At 40.7% G+C, this 17,277-nt stretch carries 14 protein-coding genes; 4 read left to right on the top strand and 10 right to left on the bottom strand.

Features of this window, described 5'->3' with window-relative positions:
- Window position 1 precedes the first annotated feature (1 nt).
- The gene (locus H6541_06050) at window positions 2–1,336 is read right to left on the bottom strand and encodes an MFS transporter (protein ID MCB9015341.1); all 1,335 of its coding nucleotides are present in this window, start codon (window positions 1,334–1,336) and stop codon (window positions 2–4) included.
- A gap of 111 nt (window positions 1,337–1,447) precedes the next feature.
- Between H6541_06050 and H6541_06045 the strand changes: the two genes are divergently transcribed.
- Window positions 1,448–1,987: a glutathione peroxidase gene (locus H6541_06045; protein ID MCB9015340.1), complete on the top strand. Its 540-nt coding sequence runs from the start codon at window positions 1,448–1,450 to the stop codon at window positions 1,985–1,987.
- 98 nt (window positions 1,988–2,085) lie between these two features.
- Complete coding sequence (locus H6541_06040) at window positions 2,086–2,661, top strand: rubrerythrin family protein (GenBank protein MCB9015339.1); 576 nt, start codon at window positions 2,086–2,088, stop codon at window positions 2,659–2,661.
- Between the two features lie 164 nt (window positions 2,662–2,825).
- On the opposite strand, the gene H6541_06035 is transcribed toward H6541_06040, so the two are convergent.
- Window positions 2,826–3,485, bottom strand: a complete 660-nt coding sequence (locus tag H6541_06035; GenBank protein MCB9015338.1) for a YceI family protein — start codon at window positions 3,483–3,485, stop codon at window positions 2,826–2,828.
- Between the two features lie 196 nt (window positions 3,486–3,681).
- On the opposite strand from H6541_06035, the gene H6541_06030 reads away from it, so the two are divergent.
- On the top strand, window positions 3,682–4,446 hold the full coding sequence (locus H6541_06030; protein ID MCB9015337.1) for a carboxypeptidase-like regulatory domain-containing protein: 765 nt from the start codon (window positions 3,682–3,684) through the stop codon (window positions 4,444–4,446).
- A gap of 96 nt (window positions 4,447–4,542) precedes the next feature.
- Window positions 4,543–6,978, top strand: coding sequence for a transketolase (locus H6541_06025; protein ID MCB9015336.1), 2,436 nt, complete (start codon window positions 4,543–4,545; stop codon window positions 6,976–6,978).
- Window positions 6,979–7,095: 117 nt separating this feature from the next.
- Here the strand turns inward: H6541_06025 and H6541_06020 are convergent, their stop codons facing one another.
- From H6541_06020 to H6541_05985, 8 genes are all read right to left on the bottom strand, one after another.
- The gene (locus tag H6541_06020; protein MCB9015335.1) at window positions 7,096–8,874 is read right to left on the bottom strand and encodes an acyl-CoA dehydrogenase family protein; all 1,779 of its coding nucleotides are present in this window, start codon (window positions 8,872–8,874) and stop codon (window positions 7,096–7,098) included.
- Window positions 8,875–9,171: 297 nt separating this feature from the next.
- Entirely contained in the window at window positions 9,172–10,878 is a 1,707-nt protein-coding gene (locus H6541_06015) for an acyl-CoA dehydrogenase family protein (GenBank protein MCB9015334.1), read from the bottom strand.
- Between the two features lie 14 nt (window positions 10,879–10,892).
- Window positions 10,893–11,915 carry an electron transfer flavoprotein subunit alpha/FixB family protein gene (locus H6541_06010; protein ID MCB9015333.1) on the bottom strand — a complete coding sequence of 341 codons (1,023 nt, stop codon included), beginning with the start codon at window positions 11,913–11,915 and terminating at the stop codon, window positions 10,893–10,895.
- A gap of 39 nt (window positions 11,916–11,954) precedes the next feature.
- Window positions 11,955–12,827: an electron transfer flavoprotein subunit beta/FixA family protein gene (locus H6541_06005; protein MCB9015332.1), complete on the bottom strand. Its 873-nt coding sequence runs from the start codon at window positions 12,825–12,827 to the stop codon at window positions 11,955–11,957.
- A gap of 434 nt (window positions 12,828–13,261) precedes the next feature.
- The gene (locus H6541_06000) at window positions 13,262–14,023 is read right to left on the bottom strand and encodes a (Fe-S)-binding protein (GenBank protein ID MCB9015331.1); all 762 of its coding nucleotides are present in this window, start codon (window positions 14,021–14,023) and stop codon (window positions 13,262–13,264) included.
- Window positions 14,024–14,066: 43 nt separating this feature from the next.
- A complete protein-coding gene (locus H6541_05995; protein MCB9015330.1) occupies window positions 14,067–15,386 on the bottom strand; it encodes a (Fe-S)-binding protein in 1,320 nt (439 codons plus the stop codon).
- A gap of 75 nt (window positions 15,387–15,461) precedes the next feature.
- The gene (locus H6541_05990) at window positions 15,462–16,430 is read right to left on the bottom strand and encodes an electron transfer flavoprotein subunit alpha/FixB family protein (GenBank protein ID MCB9015329.1); all 969 of its coding nucleotides are present in this window, start codon (window positions 16,428–16,430) and stop codon (window positions 15,462–15,464) included.
- Window positions 16,431–16,464: 34 nt separating this feature from the next.
- On the bottom strand, window positions 16,465–17,214 hold the full coding sequence (locus tag H6541_05985) for an electron transfer flavoprotein subunit beta/FixA family protein (protein ID MCB9015328.1): 750 nt from the start codon (window positions 17,212–17,214) through the stop codon (window positions 16,465–16,467).
- Window positions 17,215–17,277 lie beyond the last annotated feature (63 nt).

Genomic DNA, 17,277 nt, shown 5'->3' with positions numbered 1-17,277 from the left:
GTTAGTGAACCTGATTCGTAAGCACTTTCACCTGGTCTTTTTTATAAGACCAAATCATAATGATAATCGCCATAAACAAGGAGGCAGCTCCCACACAAAAAGTGAACACAAAACCATAGAGCTCGTAAAACAAAACACCAAGCAATGGAGCAAAAACGGCACGGGTCGCAGTCAGAAACAAGTGAACAGACTGATAATCGCCCGCTTCGTGCGGTTTACAAAAATAGGCCGAGCCAATGCTCCACAACAATGACATGGTTGCTGCAAAAACACTATGAAACAATACAAAAGGAATCATGCTGTAAAACAGTTTGAAATTCCCAATTTGCGTATGTTGAGGAAAATAAAAAGTTAAGACCAGACTAAGCAGGTAAAACATGATGGAGGCAAAAGTAAATGCAGCAAACTTACGCGGATCAATTTTACCAAGTATTCGTCCGAAAAACGGAATCAGGAATAACGCTATTATATTATAGGCATTTTTATAGGTTGCCACACTAAAATAATTGAGTCCCAGCTGTTTTTCAAAGAAAATAGTCATCACAGTAACTGTGCTCATAAAGGCAAAACCATAAAACAGGAAACCCAGCTCAAAATGACGGAAGGGTGTATTATCCTTCATGATACGACGCATTCCTTTGGCCGATTCAAGCACCGATTTCAGAAAACCGCCTTTAGGGACTACTGCCGCACTTTCGGTATAATGAATCCTTGACAGCAGCACCACCGATACAACACCGGCCGTTGCTGCCAATGCAAAAACCCAGGTATAGGCATACTTGTCATAATCAAGCAGAATTCCATAAATAAAAGCGGTAACAAGCATCAGAACTTTACCGTAGACGGTTGCTAAACTATATAATCGGCCGAAGTTTTCGTGCCTGTAATTGTTTTTAAGAAACAAGTTGATGGTGGGAAATATGATTGGGTTTCCCAGGTAATAAATAAAGAAAAGCAGTAAAAAAATAAGATGATAAACCGAGTTTGCATTCATGGCCTCTGCTGAACGGGGAAAGAACAGCAAAACGGCAAGTGGCGCCCGGGTAGCAATGCCAACAATCCTGATAAGCTTTTGCTTATTCTGAACCCTCTTCAGCCATTCCGAAACAAAAATCAGAAAAATAAAAGCCAGCACCGAAAACTGAAAAAGGAAACTCAACTGATATGACGAACCGTTCAGACTCCGTAAAAAAACAAATTCATTCAGCGTTAATACACCAGCCACAAAATTATCAAATACCGTGTAGCCCAGGTGCAGTTTAAATGTACGCTTCTCTTCAGGCAGCAGCCCGTCATAGTTAAAATTACGCAGCAGTTTTTGAGCAATCAGATTCATGGGCACAAAGGTAAATCTTTCAGTTCATTATCTAATCTCCTTTTACATCTGCATTGATGAACATTGCTTCACAGAACTTGTTTAAAACGTAAACAAAACCCCCAAAACAAAATGAAACAACTAAGTATAATATTTGCCCTGATTATTTTTTTTGCAGGAGTTTCCGTAGCTCAGAAATCGCTTTATAGTTTTAAAACCAAAACAATAGAAGGCAAAGATTTTGACCTGTCTTCTCTTAAAGGCAAAAAAGTGCTGGTAGTAAACACGGCCTCCAAATGCGGCCTCACACCTCAGTATAAAGAGCTTGAGGAACTTTACAGGAAATACAAGGACCGTAACTTTGTCATTATTGGTTTTCCGGCCAACAACTTTTTGAGTCAGGAACCCGGTACAAACGATGAAATCAAAGAATTTTGTGAAACGAACTACGGGGTTACTTTCCCTATGATGTCAAAAATATCGGTTAAGGGAAATGATCAGGACCCCATTTATAAATGGCTCACTGAGAAATCGGAAAACGGGAAATTTGATGCAGAGGTATCCTGGAATTTTCAAAAGTTTATGATTGATGAAAATGGCCACCTGGTTGATTATGCCAGTCCGCGCGAAAGCCCGATGTCAGAAAAGATTATTAGCTGGATTGAAAAATAGTCTCTCAATGACCTGTGAAGAGTCATCTGTTTCAGATGGCTTTTTTTTTATCGTTTGCAAATTGCTTAATTTTACGTTAATCAAGAAAACATTTCATCATGGAAAATTTTACGGGAAGTAAAACAGAACTCAACATTGCCAAAGCCTGGATGATTGAATCGGCCAACATCAGAAAGTGTGAGATATTTGCCAAACAAGCTAAAAGAGATGGTTATGAGCAAATGGCTGCCATTTTTATGGAAGTGGCCGAGCAAAAACGTTCTCATACCAAAACCCTGTATAAATTTCTGGAAAACAGCACCATTGAAGTTAGTGTTCCTGTCAGTGCCAAAGGTATTGGCGGTGTGTTGGACTGTCTGCTCGAATCTTCTGAAAATGAATTACACGAAGCATCTGTTATTTTTGAAGAATTTGAAAGAATAGCCTGGGAGGAAGGCTTTAAAAAAGTTGCTACCAAACTCAAACTTTTCAGACAGATAAAACAGTTTTATCATGAGCGTTACCAGGTGCTGGCTCAAAATATTGAGGAAGGAAAAACCTTCAAACGTGATAAAAAGGTAAAATGGATTTGCCGCAAATGCGGATTAATTTATGAAAGTGAAAGGGCTTTAAAGAATTGCCCCGGTTGTGAGCACCCTCAGGCCTATTTCGAAATTCTTGCCGAAAACTATTAGCCAACTTAAGAAGTATGCTAAAATCATGATTTGTCAATCAAAATTTACAAAACTTTAGCCACGCACAGCTTATTGCAGAATTAATTCAACCCTGTTCAGCTGATAAAAAAAACAAAGCCATCTCTGATAAATGAGATGGCTTTGTTTGCAGAGTCGCAAAAATTTTACATTTCGGCAGTCAGGTTAATCTTGAGCGAAATTTCATCATTGATAAACTTATCTTTCAGGTTATCAAAAAGAGTTTTGGAACCATACTGAACGTTCCATTGAGTACGATCAATCACAAAAGCAGGAGTTTCGGCAGTAAGTTTGTTGTCTTCGATTTTAACCATGGCAGGGAAAGTAATGCTTTTGGTTACATCCTTCATGGTAAGATTGCCTGTAATATTGTGAGTAACACCTGGAGTGCCATTTACAGCATCTGCTCCGGTAATCTCAAACACGGCGGTTGGATATTTAGCAACATCAAAAAAATCAGGTGATTTAAGATGGCCTACCAATTTGGCATTATCCTCTTCAGAAGTTAAATCACTGTTTACAATAGAATTCATATCAATGGTGAATTTTCCACCAACAACAACACCGTTGCTTAACATTACGCTACCATCGCTGATAGAGATTGTACCATTATGTTGCCCGGTGGGTTTGGCTCCAGTCCATTCCACATTTGAAGCAGCTACATCAACTTTAAGCGAAACATCACCGGTAGCAACAGAAACTTCCTGTGCATCACCAGTCTGGGCTTTTTCGCCCTGCGGCCCACCGCAAGAAGCTGCCAATCCAATGATTACAATAAAACTAAGAGATTTAAATACTTGTTTCATAAGTTTTTAAGTTTTGAGTTAACATATTTCCCTGCATATTATTCAGAAAATATGAAGGTGTTTAATTAACAGACATCTACTTTTTTTGTTCAATACTTGTTGCTCCCTCTGACTTCTGAAAATGAATGCAGGCTTTAACATTTATTAAGTAAAACAACCGGTTTATCATTGTACTTTTGTAACAAAATCAAGCATTATGAGACTGCTGGCCTCTTGTTTTCTATTATTGGTTCTGATCATACCATTTTCAAAATCAGAAGCCCAGTCATATGTTATGATCAGCGGCACAGTGTGGAATCTCAGAGGTGAAAAACTTGTAGGTGCACATGCACTAAACAAAACCCGGCAATATGGCACTTTCACCGATGCCGATGCTCATTTTTTTCTGGTGCTTGCGGCCAATGACTCGCTTAAAGTGAGTATGGTAGGTTACAAACCTTACTTTATGCAAATTCCCGAAGGCCTGACTGCACAAACGTATAGTCTGAATATTACTCTTTTATCAGACACCCTCATATTAAATGAAGCCGTAATTAAGCCATATCCGCTGACCTACCGGGAGTTCAGGCAGGAATTTATAACGCTGAGGTTGCCTGAAGAAGCACTACAAAAAAGGTTAATGATGCCCGATATGCCGTTCAGAAGAAAATTCGAAAATCCTGATGGCGGCTTATTATTGCCCGGTCCTTTCACCATGCTTTACAATGCTTTTAGCAAAGAGGCCAAAGAACTGAAAAAAATGGCTGAAATCAGAGCTAAAGATGCTTTAAGAGAACAATTGCTGGCCATTATCTCACGCGAAGTCATCAGCAACAGATACAACTGCAACACCGACACAGATATTGACGACCTGATTCTGCAATGCGGCATCACCAAAGAATACCTGACAGAAACACCTCATTATCTCATAGCCCGGCGCCTTCATTCCTGCGGTTTAGTATGGAAAGCTAATCTCAAATAATTTGTTGATTCAAGGTTTAAGCTGAACCAATATTCCTGATATTTGTTAACAGTAAGAGCTATTCCGGCTTTGTATTACTATAAAATTTTCAACTTCATGACCACAAAATCTTTAACACAAGCATCTTCTATTTTTAAATCTATAAAGCTAAGCAAAGAAGAAATACTTAATGATTACAGAATTGCTTTTGAAAGCCGTCAGGCAAGCTTGCTCGGCAGACGCGAAGTGCTGACAGGCAAAGGAAAGTTTGGCATTTTTGGCGACGGAAAAGAAATTCCTCAGCTTGCCATGGCCCGGGTTTTTAAGAATGGCGACTGGCGCTCAGGATATTACCGCGATCAAACCTTTATGATGGCATCAGGCATGATGACGCTGGAAGAGTTTTTTGCACAAATATACGGAGACACAGATACCCGCATTAATCCGGGCACAGCCGGAAGGGTAATGAATAATCATTTTGCCACCAGAAGCCTTGATAATCATGGACACTGGAAAAAATTAACCCTTCAAAAAAACAGCTCGGCAGATATTTCGCCTACTGCAGGCCAGATGCCTCGTTTGCTCGGACTTGCCCTTGCCTCAAAACTATACCGTAAAACAGAAAATGCTGAAATAAGCCATGGCTTTTCGGTCAGTGGCAATGAAGTTGCTTTTGGTACCATTGGCGATGCTTCTACTTCTGAAGGCCATTTTTTTGAAACCATCAATGCAGCCGGTGTACTTCAGGTACCAATGGCCATTTCGGTGTGGGATGATGGCTGGGGTATTTCTGTACCCAACAAGTATCAAACCACCAAGCAAAATATCTCGGAGGTTCTGAAAGGATTTGAAGCTGATGAAAATAATCCGGGATACCGCATATACAAGGCAAAAGGCTGGGACTACCCCACCCTGATTGAAACCTATCGCAAAGGCGTTGAAATTTGCCGGAATGAACATGTCCCTGTTTTGTTTCATATTCACGAACTCACCCAGCCCCAGGGGCATTCAACAAGTGGTTCGCATGAACGCTATAAATCAAAAGAACGCCTCGACTGGGAAAAAGAATTTGACGGTATAGCTAAAATGCGTCAATGGATGTTAGATTCGCAGATTGCTGATGAAAATGAAATTGAACATATTGAACAAAATGCAATTGTACGCGTAAAACAGGCGAGAAAATCAGCCTGGGAAAATTATCTGAACCCTATCAAGGCCGAACGCGACAATTTCTTGAAAATGGCCGATGTGACCACCTGCAATTGTGCAAAAACGTTAAAAATTGAAAGCATCAAAGAAGATCTGAAACTGATAGCTGAACCCATCAGAAAGGATATTATTTCATCGGCCCGTAAAATATTACGCCTCATTTGCGATGCTTGCAGCAACCCTGAAAATTCACTTAAAATAAATGTTTCGGCGTGGCTGAATGAGCAAATGGCTAAAAATGCCGATCGGTACAATTCCTTTCTTTACAGCAATTCCGAACTATCTATTGATAACTTATCATCTGTAGCGCCTGTTTACGACGAAAAATCAGTGATGGTTCCCGGCCGTGAAATACTGAGAGATAATTTCGACATCCTGATGCAGCAAAACCCTCAAATGGTTGTATTTGGTGAAGATGTTGGAAAAATTGGCGGCGTAAATCAAACATGGGAAGGTTTACAGGAAAAATATGGTGAAACCAGAATATTTGATACAGGAATACGCGAAGCTACCATCATTGGTCAGGGAATTGGTCTTGCCATGCGTGGATTCAGACCCATTGCCGAAATTCAATACTTCGACTACTTGTTATATGGGCTGCAGGTGATAAGTGACGACCTGGCTACTTTGCAGTATAGAACCAAAGGAGGACAAAAAGCGCCAATGATTATCAGCACACGTGGTCACAGGCTCGAAGGTATCTGGCACTCAGGCTCTCCCTTAAGTATGGTCATCAACTCAGTAAGAGGTGTTATGGTGCTTGTGCCACGCAATATGACGCAGGCTGCAGGTTTTTATAATACCATGATGGCATCAGATGAACCAGCTATCATTATTGAGCCGCTGAATGCTTACCGTCTTCGCGAAAAACGTCCGTCAAACCTTGGAGAATTCAAAATGAAGCCCGGTATTCCTGAAATTATTCGTGGCGGTACAGATGTTACAATTGTTACATACGGCTCATGCGTGAGAATTGCCGAAGACGCCGTTGACCAATTGGAAAACTTTGGCATTTCTGCAGAATTAATTGATGTTCAATCACTTATTCCTTTCGATATTCATCACGACATCGTAAAATCATTAAAGAAAACCAATAAAATTGTATTCTTTGATGAAGATGTTCCCGGAGGAGCAACAGCCTATATGCTGCAAAAAGTGATGGAAGAACAGGAAGGTTACAAATACCTTGATGCCGCTCCCACAACCATCACTGCCAAAGCACACCGTGCAGCCTACAGCACCGACGGCGATTATTTTTCAAATCCTAATGCTGAAGATGTTTTTGATGCTGTGTACAACATCATGCATGAATATGCACCGCAAAAATTTCCGAAAATATTTTAAAGAAATACCTGTTTGTAAATCAAGAGGCCGGCTTTATGAAGCCGGCCTCTGATGCAAATAGTGATTAAGGATTGATTCCTGTAAAATTACATTATTTTCTTCAAAACAAACAAAAATTTAGAATTTATAAGCATTGTCTTCAATCAGTTTGTCGGCAATGCGCCTGCGGGCTTCCTTCACATTGATACCAGCCACTTGCGTAAGTGCTTCAATGGCAGCATTCAGCTTTTCAGATAACGCTGCTTCTGCAAATGAGTTTACGGCATCTCTGGCCGATTTCCGAATCAAATCAGCGGCATCATACACATACACATCCAGCATATCGCGGTATAATTCAGCGCTTCCTCTCAGGTCATTAAGTTTTTCTATCCTCAGGGCCAATGATTCGGCAATATACGTCTGCATGATCATTTCTGAAATGTTATTCATTACCTCCTGCTCTTTGACCAGTTTTTTATCAAAATGTCTGGTAGCACCATGAATAGCCAACAGAATAGTTTTTTTGAAGTTAGAGATATACCTGCGTTTTTCTGCAAAATAACACTCTTCACCATTTTTCCCTGATGAAATGATATCAAGATTATTGTACAACGATTCAGCCGGGCCAAAGAGGTCAAATTCACCTTTCTGTGCACGTTTGATGGCAGTATCGGCAATCAAAAGACGGTTAATTTCATTTGTTCCTTCAAAAATGCGGTTAATGCGCGAATCTCTGTATCCACGTTCTACATCCATTTCAGCAGAGTAGCCCATTCCGCCATGTATCTGAACTGCTTCATCAATAACAAAATCAAGCGCTTCCGATCCGTAAACTTTCAGAATGGCAGCTTCAACAGCATAATGACTGATGCCCTCAATAGTAGCCCGCCCCCGGTCAAGTCCGGCTTTTTTATTTTTCTCAATCAAATCATCAATATCCTTGCTTACGCGATAAACGGCTGATTCAGCAGCAAAAGTAATAATGGCCTGCTGCGCCAGCTTATGTTTGATGGCACCGAAAGAAGAAATGAGTACACAAAATTGTTTGCGCTCATTGGCATACTGAACAGAATCGTTGATGGCTTTCTTGGCAGCACCCAAAACGTTTGCGCCCAGTTTAATACGACCCATGTGAAGAATGCTTAAGGCAATTCTGAAGCCTTCACCCTGCGATCCAATCATATTTTCAACAGGCACCTTCACATCATTGTAAAATATCTGTGCCGTAGATGAACCTTTGATACCCATCTTTTTTTCATCAGGTGCTACTACAACCCCCGGCATATCCTTTTCAACAATAAAAGCACTCAGAATTCTGTCATTGCCAACTTTTGCAAAAACAGTCTGAACATCAGCAAAACCGGCATTGGTAATCCACATCTTCTGACCGTTTAAAATATAGTGAGTGCCATCATCAGAGAGCCGGGCATTGGTTTTGCCAGCATTAGCATCACTACCTGCACCAGGTTCAGTTAAACAGTAAGCGCCCAGTAATTCGCCGGTTGCCAGCCTTGTTACATACTTTTCGCGCTGAGTATCATTTCCGTAATAAGCAATAGGCAGTGTACCAATTCCACAATGCGCCATAAAAGCAACCGAAAACGAATATCCGGCTCCAATTTTTTCAGCAGCAAGCATTTGTGTTACAAATGACTGGCCAAAGCCACCGTATTCTTCAGGCAAAGCAATGCCCATCAAACCCAGTTCGCCCGATTTCTGCAGCGTAGTTTTCATCAACTGAATATCAGGACTATCTATTTTATCCATCACGGGATAAACCTCTGTATCGAGAAAATCCTGACAAGTTTGAGCGATCATCACCTGCTCATCGTCAAATTCTTCAGGAATAAATACATCTCTTGCTTCAACTGTGTCAACAAGAAACTCGCCACTTTTTAATACTTTTCTGTTTTCCATCGTCTGTTATCGGTTTGTATGATTGTAATTAACTACATTTCAGTATTCATCCGGGGTATTTAATGGCAAGCTATTTTCTTACTGACGAAGCAACACATATCAGGCAAATTGAAACAAATCAAACGCTTCAGGTTTTCAGTAGTTGAAAATCGCTTGAAATTTACAAAATAGCATAACCCGGAATTATATATGTTGATAAAATTTTTATTTAAAAGTTTTAAATCTGTAAAAATAAAAAAGGAACGCCAGGTCTGGCGTTCCTTTTCATTGATTATCTGTAAATTACAGAATAGAATATTATGAAAGCTTGAAGTCGTTCACATCTTTGGGATGACAATTATTGATAAAACTAACAGCCGCAATATTCTCAGCCCGGCCTTTTCTGATAAAAATATCGGCAGATTTTGCATAAACTTCATCACGGTTGGCATCGAAAAGTAACAGATAGCCAATTAAGACATTCCCGGCCATTTCGACCAAACGTCTGGCATGAAAATCAATGAATTCATTATCATTGAAATCTGTAACTTTTTCTACAGTTTTAGCATATTGTTCAGTCATTTTAACCAAAGTAGCCCTGAGATATTCAAGTTCAGGTTTCACAGGGAGTTTTTCGCGTTCATGCATTGCATTTAAATAAGCTCCGCTACCCACACCACGGATAGCAGCTACAACCTGGAGTTGTGAAGTGCCTTCGTAAATGGTGGTAATACGCGCATCGCGATAAATACGTTCAATCGGAAAATCCTTCATGTAACCGGTACCGCCAAAAATTTGAATGGCATCATAAGCAATCTGGTTACAACCTTCGCTTGAATAAAGTTTTAAGAGCGGTGTAAAGATGTCGGCCAGTTTCTGATAAACTTTGGCTTCCTGCCTTTCTTCAGGTTCCAGTTTTCTTTCTTTGGAAGCAAAACCATAAGCCTTGTATAAATCAACATATCTGGCAGTTTCATACAGCAAGGTGCGCATGGCATCAATCTTCACTCTCATATTGGTAAGCATTTCATATACAGCAGGATACTGAATAATAGCTTTACCAAACTGTTCACGTTCAGTGGCATATTTGTATGCTTCGCGGTAAGCTGCTTCGGCAATACCCACCGACTGCGAACCAACACCTAAGCGGGCAGAGTTCATCAATGACATGACATATTTGATAAGCCCCATTTTAGTATCGCCAATTAACTTGGCCGGTGCATTGCGAAAAACGAGTTCACAGGTTGGAGACCCTTTGATACCGAGTTTATTTTCAATACGCCTAACGGTCACAGCTTTATCAGCACGGTCATAAACAAACAGAGAAAGACCGCGGGCATCAGAAGTACCTTCTTCAGAGCGCGCCAGTACCAGCGAAATATCAGCATCTCCATTGGTAATAAAGCGTTTAACCCCGTCGAGTAACCATCTGTGGCTTCTGCTATCGTAGGTAGCTTTCAGCTGAACAGCCTGTAAGTCAGAACCTGCATCCGGTTCAGTGAGATCCATGGCAGCAGTTGCCCCTTTATGAAAACGGGGTAAAAACTCAGCTTTGATTTCATCAGAAGCAAATTCATGAATGGTTTCAGCACAATCCTGAAGGCCCCAGATATTGGCAAAACCAGCATCAGCACGCGACACCACTTCACCTGACATTACATAAGGCACAATGGGCATATTTAACCCATCATATTCACGTGGAAGTGTAAAGCCAATCAAGCCGGCTTTAACCATAGCATCATGATTTTGCTGGGTTCCTCTTGCATACTTTACCTCATTATCAATAAGTTCAGGCCCTTCCTTGTCAACTGATTCAGCATTAGGACCAATGATTTCGCCACTGATTTCACCGATAATCTCCATTACTTTATCGTAATTATCGATAGCATCTTCAAAATCGAGAGGGGCAAAATCGTATTTTTCTTTTTCGGAATAATCAGATTCCTTAAGTTTCACAATTTTCTCCATCAATGGATGGGTCAGATGAAACCTCAGATTGGGATTGTCGGTATAGAAATTTTCCATTGCTTTCGGATGATTTACTTCGAATTTTTCTTGTAAAATTTAATCATTTTTGGAATTACATCAGCCACACTGCCAATAATGGTGTAATCAGCAATTTGATTGATAGGTGCATGCACATCGGTGTTGATAGAGATAATCTGAGCCGACTGATCCATGCCCGCCCTATGCTGCACAGCGCCCGAAATTCCGCAGGCAATATAAAGTTTGGGACGAACCGTTACCCCGGTTTGCCCAATCTGACGCTCGTGTTCAACAAATCCGGCATCAACAGCTGCTCTTGAGGCACCAACCTGAGCACCCAGTACTTCTGCCAGTTCAAAAAGCAGGTTGAAATTTTCGCGTGAGCCCACGCCATAACCACCCGAAATAATTACCTGTGAATTCTTAATGTCAATTTTGCTTTTTTCCATATGACGTTCAATAATCGTCACAGCAAAATCATCATCTTTCAGGATTTTTTTGGTGTCAATTTTTTTGAGTTTGCCTTTAAATTTGGCCGAGAAAACTTCTTTTTTCATCACTCCTTCACGAACAGTTGCCATTTGCGGGCGTGTTTCAGGATTGATGATTGTAGCTATAATATTTCCACCAAAAGCAGGCCTAATCTGGTAAAGCAGATTTTTATATTCTGTTTGGGTTTTATTTTCAAAATGGTCGCCTATTTCAAGGCTTGTGCAATCTGCAGTTAACCCGCAACGCAAGGCCGAGGCCACTCTGGGCGCTAAATCGCGTCCAATGCTGGTGGCACCAAAAAGGGCAATTTCAGGCTTTTCTTTTTCAAACAAGTCCAGAATAATGGATGCATGCGGAAGGGTTGTGTATGGAAAAAGCTTCTCATCGTCGGCATAATGAATGACATCAACGCCAAACGGATATAATTGAGCTTCAGGATTGGGCACATTGTGGCCAATTACCAGAGCCTCCAGTTTTACGTTCAGATCTTCGGCCAGTTTCTTTCCTTTTGACAGAAGTTCAAGGCTTACATCTGCGATTGCTCCTTCTTCGGTAACTTCGCAATAAACGAATATGTTGTTCACGTGATTTCTGAATTAGTCAGTGATTTTATTAATTTTTTTTTAACCAATGATATGGGTACTGATTAAGCTCTGCATCAGATCGTCAATCTCTTTATCAGTACTGCCTATCACTTTTGAATCTTTATGCTGAAAAACAACATTTTCAATCTTTTTAACTTTGGTTGGAGAACCGGAAAGTCCAAGCATTGTTGTTTCTGCATTCAAATCGTCAGCTGTCCATTCTTCTATTGACAAATATGGCCTGTCGGTGTATAATTCAGTATAGTCCTTGGTTTCATTCTGAAGCTCGGTAACTGTACGCGCATGTTTGTATTTCATGAGCAATTTAGCTACACGCTGGCGACAAACCGGTGCTGAACTGTGAACAGTAATAGCCGCCGGCAAAGTTGAGTTAACAACTTCAACTCCCCTTTCAAGCCTGCGTTTGACTATAATTTTCTTGGCATCTACCGAGATAATTTCCTCAGCATAAGTTATTTGAGGAATACCCAATTTTTCAGCAGTTTGAGGCCCTACCTGCGCAGTGTCACCATCAATAGCCTGCCGGCCTGAAATAACCAAATGGTAAGGTGCCAGTTTTTTAACAGCCAGCGACAAGGCATAAGAAGTAGCCAGTGTATCAGAACCAGCAAATTTCCGGTCGGTTATCAGATAACCTCTGTCAGCTCCACGGTACATGGCTTCGCGAATAATCTCGGCTGCCCTGAACGGGCCCATGGTTAAAACAATAACTTCAGCATACGGAATTTTATCCTTAATGCTTAATGCCTGTTCCAAAGCGTGCAAATCTTCCGGGTTAAAAATTGCAGGAAGAGCTGCCCTGTTTACAGTGCCATCAGCTTTCATGGCATCTTTACCAACATTCCGTGTATCGGGAACTTGCTTGGCAAGCACAATGATTCTAAAATTCATAAAGTGTAAATCAGTTTGTGACTTAAAAAAAAGTATTTTTCTTGATGTGTCGTTATCAATTCGGGGCAATCATACAATCTGCAAATTTACAATATTAGGGTACAAATCAAAAAATATTTCGCAGCTCGCTCTGTTATCAAGCCATTTAACATGTTATAATATACATATGTACTTATACGTGAGATAGTTAGTCGCTGTAACTGAGCTACTCACGTTTGTTTTTTTCTACAACCGTTCTTTTTATATTTTTTTATTAAGATGCCATCCGGACAACATTATCCATCCGGTTAACGGCAGTCAAATATCACCAGAGTTATGACAGAATCTGTGCAATGGCTGATGATGCTGACTTTTATTTCACAACACTACAGCTATTTGTTTATAACAAACAGTTGTATAATTTTCATTGAACCAGCCAATACAACATTTGGGAACTATAATCCCAAACCCTGCACAATTAACTCAGCGATGTCGAGATTTTTAACCTCTTCGTTGTTTTTATATTTCAATCCGTCGGTAAGCATGGTCATGCAAAATGGACAGGCTGTGGCAACAATTTCGGCTTTACTTTTTAAAATCTCTTCGGTGCGTTCAATAAAAACCTCTTTATTTCCCGGTTCAGCTTCTTTAAACATCTGAGCTCCTCCGGCACCACAACAATAAGAATAGCTTTTGTTTCGCCCGAGCTCAATAAAATTATCTGTAAGTTTTTTCAGGATACTCCGGGGTTCAGCATAAATATCATTCCCTCTGCCCAGATAACAAGGATCGTGGTAGGTGATACTAACATTCTTAAGCAGCTCATGATTGAGCTCAATTTGGCCATTCTCAATGAATTTGTCGAGAAACTGTAAATAATTGATTACCTCATAATTACCGCCCAGGTCAGGATATTCATTTTTAAAAATATTAAAGCAATGCGGGCAGATAGTGATGATTTTCTTTACATTATAACTACTGAGAATCGCGATATTCTGCAATGCCTGCATCTGATACAGCATTTCATTGCCGGCTCTCCGGGCGGGGTCACCCGTGCATGACTCCTCTTTTCCCAATACTGCATAATTAACATCCAGATAGTTCAGAATCTTTGCAAAAGCACGTGTAACCTTTTTATATCGGTCGTCGAAAGCTCCGGCACATCCTACCCAAAAAAGATATTCAGGTTGTTCTCCTTTGGCGAATAAATCAGCCATTACCGGGATTTCTATTTTTTTTGTTTCCATTGGCAGTTAATTATCAGGGTATGTTAATTTCAAGGTTTTCGGCCCAAAGCAACCGGTCTTCGGGCGAGTATTGCCAGGGAGCTCCATTGTTTTCAATATTGGCAAACATGGTTTTCAAACCTGTGGGTGCACTGCTTTCCTCCATAACCAGGAAGCGCCGCATATCAACAATCAGAGTGGGATGATTGATGTTAACGGGACATTCCTGGGCACAGGCATTACAAGTAGTGCAGGCCCATAATTCTGTTTCTGAGATATAATCGCGCAACAAAGCTTTGTTATCTGAAAATTCACGCCCATTTTTAACCATCAGAGGCCCTTTTTCTTTCATTCTGGCACGTAAATCCATCAAGATTTTTCGCGGCGACAACATTTTACCGGTTGTGTTGGCCGGACAAACAGCAGTACATCTGCCGCACTCGGTGCAAGACAATGAATCAAAGTAGTTTTTCCATGAAACATCCTCAACATCCTTCACTCCAAACCGCCCCACTGGAGCTTCATTAACAGGCGCCTCAAAAGTAGCATTCGGATCAAGCATCAACCTCACTTCACGGGTAATATCATCCATATTGGGCAATTTTCCCAAAGGTTCAAGCCTTGAAAGAAATGTATTCGGCACTGACATGAATACATGAAAATGCTTTGAATAAGGCAGAATATTGGCAAAAATGAATATCAGGAGGATATGCGACCACCAGAAAAATTCATAAGTGAAATGCAATCCCTGTGATGACAGTTGACTAAAAACAGGAGCAAGCATCCACCCTATCGGATAAAACCCTTCAATAGTTTCACCTTTTACCAACTGCATTTGCACATACGATGCATTCATCCCCATGAGCGAAAGCATCAGCAACAAAATCATGGATAAAGCCAGATTGGCGTCCTGATGTGAAATTTTCTTCATTTCAGTGCCTTCAAAACGGCTGATATGCATAAAAAGTCGCCGGATGAGAAAGATCACAATAGATATGGCCACCAGCAAGGCAAAAACATCGCCCGAGGCCATGATGAAATGATGAAAGCCGCCTAGTACTTTTAATGAACGCTCAATACCAAAAAGCCCGTCAATGACCATTTCAATGCTGCCAAAAATGATTACACAAAACCCCCAGAAAACCAGTGCATGGAAAAAACCCATCACCGGATGGCGAAAGATTTTGGTTTGTCCAATGGCTACTTTAATCATGACCATAAACCGTTTGCCCAAATCCCTGATGGGAAAATTGGCTTTTGTAAATCTGAAAAAGCTTATCAGACGCAACACTGTGAATGAAAAGATCCCCAAAGTAATGAGGAGCGCCAAGGCAAATACAAGCTGTTTGACCATAATCAATGTGTTTACAGTATGAATTTAAGGCTGGCCGGGCGGTATCAGATTATGGCCGGCCAGTCTTGTAATACTTTATTTTCTGATTTCCTTCAACCGATCAACAAGTTTAGGCAAAACTTTAGCAGCATCACCCACAATGCCATACTGAGCAGCTTCAAAAATCGGAGCATCCTTATCAGTGTTGATGGCCACAATGTATTTGGAAGAGCTGATGCCTGCCAGGTGCTGAATAGCTCCTGAAATTCCTATTGCGAAATAGAGGTTTGGTGCAATAATTTTTCCGGTTTGACCAGTGTGTTCTTCGTGAGGGCGCCAGCCTTCATCTGAAACAGGGCGCGAACAGGCTGTAGCAGCGCCCAGCAATTCTGCCATTTCGAGCAAGGGTGCCCAGTTATCTGCTGAACGCATCCCGCGACCACCCGAAACTACAATATCAGCATCCGTCAACAATATTTTTCCTGTTTGCTTTTGAACTTCATTAACGGTAGTTTTAAAAAGAGATGTATCAGGCTGAATATCTGATTTTTCAATATCCACAGGTTTAGGCAACTCCAAAACCTCAAAGGAATTTTGAGCAAGAGTAAGGATTTTTGATGCTGTTTTAATTTCAACATGAGCAAATGCCTTTCCTGAAAATACCTTTTTGTAAACCACAAAAGGGTTGACTGAAAGGGGCAGTTTGCTGACTCCTGATGCAATTCCGGCTTTTAACCTGACAGAAAGCCTGGGCGCTATTGCCTTTCCGGTATTATTATTTGACAGGACAATAACACTGGCTTCATATTTTTGTGCCACGTCTGCAATCAAACGGGTATAAACCTGGTCGTCAAGCGTATTGAATGCGCTATTTTCAATGCTTACAATTTTAGATGCTCCATAAGCGGCAAGTTTACTGAGTTCATCAGTTTCAACATTACCAATAGAAACAGCAATTGCAGAAACATTCATCATTTCTGCCACTTTTGATGCGTAGGAAACCAGTTCAAAAGAAAGTTTTTTGAATTTGCCATCCCAATTTTCGAGGAAAACTATTACTGCCATATGATATTTCTTTTTATCGTTAAGATTAAATTGACTAAAAAACCCTGGCTTCGTTCTGAAGCAAATCAATTAACTGAGCAGCATTATCTGCATCAACAAATTTACAGGCGGCTCTGGGAGCAGGCATTTCATAACTCAGGACTTGTGTATAGCTTTCAATGGCTACTGGTTCAAAAATTTTAATGGGTTTTGTCCGGGCAGCCATAATTCCACGCATAGCTGCAATTTTAGGCTCTTTGGCAATTCCTTTTTGAACAACAGCTACAAAAGGCGCCGGAATAGAAAGATTTTCCTTTCCACCATCAATTTCGCGCGAAACCGATATTGTATCACCTTCTACTTTAAGTGATGAAACGCATGTAACTGAAGGGCTATCTATTAACTCTGCCAACATTCCTCCAACAGTTGAACCGTTATGGTCACTTGACTCAATACCTGTCAGAATAATGTCAAATTTCTCAGTTTTTAAAACTTCGGCCAATTGAGAGGCCACTGAAAAAGCATCGCCTGCCTCCATGTTAATGCGAATGGCATCATCTGCTCCAATAGCCAGAGCTTTGCGAATTGTTGGCTCTGATGTTACAAGACCCACATGGGCAACCGTCACAGATTGAACCCCATTTGATGCATCATCCTTTAGTTCAAGCGCCCTGGTAAGCGCCAGCTCATCCCATGGATTAATGACCCACTGAATGCCAGCAACATCCAGTTTGGTAAACTCATCTACAAATTTCACTTTTGTTGTAGTATCCGGCACATTACTGATACAGACTAATATTCTCATAGGTTTTTTGCTTTAGGTTGCAGATTAAATAAAACAACAGGTTAAAATCAAAAACGAAACTTA

The sequence above is a fragment of the Lentimicrobiaceae bacterium genome, from assembly GCA_020636745.1.
In the GTDB taxonomy this organism is placed as follows: Bacteria; Bacteroidota; Bacteroidia; order Bacteroidales; family Lentimicrobiaceae; genus Lentimicrobium.
This window is presented reverse-complemented; position numbering and strand designations above follow the sequence as displayed.

Coding starts and splice junctions, on each gene's coding strand:
- H6541_06030 (MCB9015337.1), top strand. CDS start 3,682: ATGAGACTGCTGGCCTCTTGTTTTCTATTATTGGTTCTGATCATACCA.
- H6541_06005 (MCB9015332.1), bottom strand. CDS start 12,827: ATGAATTTTAGAATCATTGTGCTTGCCAAGCAAGTTCCCGATACACGG.
- H6541_05990 (MCB9015329.1), bottom strand. CDS start 16,430: ATGGCAGTAATAGTTTTCCTCGAAAATTGGGATGGCAAATTCAAAAAA.
- H6541_06015 (MCB9015334.1), bottom strand. CDS start 10,878: ATGGAAAATTTCTATACCGACAATCCCAATCTGAGGTTTCATCTGACC.
- H6541_06040 (MCB9015339.1), top strand. CDS start 2,086: ATGGAAAATTTTACGGGAAGTAAAACAGAACTCAACATTGCCAAAGCC.
- H6541_06025 (MCB9015336.1), top strand. CDS start 4,543: ATGACCACAAAATCTTTAACACAAGCATCTTCTATTTTTAAATCTATA.
- H6541_06035 (MCB9015338.1), bottom strand. CDS start 3,485: ATGAAACAAGTATTTAAATCTCTTAGTTTTATTGTAATCATTGGATTG.
- H6541_05995 (MCB9015330.1), bottom strand. CDS start 15,386: ATGGTCAAACAGCTTGTATTTGCCTTGGCGCTCCTCATTACTTTGGGG.
- H6541_05985 (MCB9015328.1), bottom strand. CDS start 17,214: ATGAGAATATTAGTCTGTATCAGTAATGTGCCGGATACTACAACAAAA.
- H6541_06050 (MCB9015341.1), bottom strand. CDS start 1,336: ATGAATCTGATTGCTCAAAAACTGCTGCGTAATTTTAACTATGACGGG.
- H6541_06020 (MCB9015335.1), bottom strand. CDS start 8,874: ATGGAAAACAGAAAAGTATTAAAAAGTGGCGAGTTTCTTGTTGACACA.
- H6541_06045 (MCB9015340.1), top strand. CDS start 1,448: ATGAAACAACTAAGTATAATATTTGCCCTGATTATTTTTTTTGCAGGA.
- H6541_06000 (MCB9015331.1), bottom strand. CDS start 14,023: ATGGCTGATTTATTCGCCAAAGGAGAACAACCTGAATATCTTTTTTGG.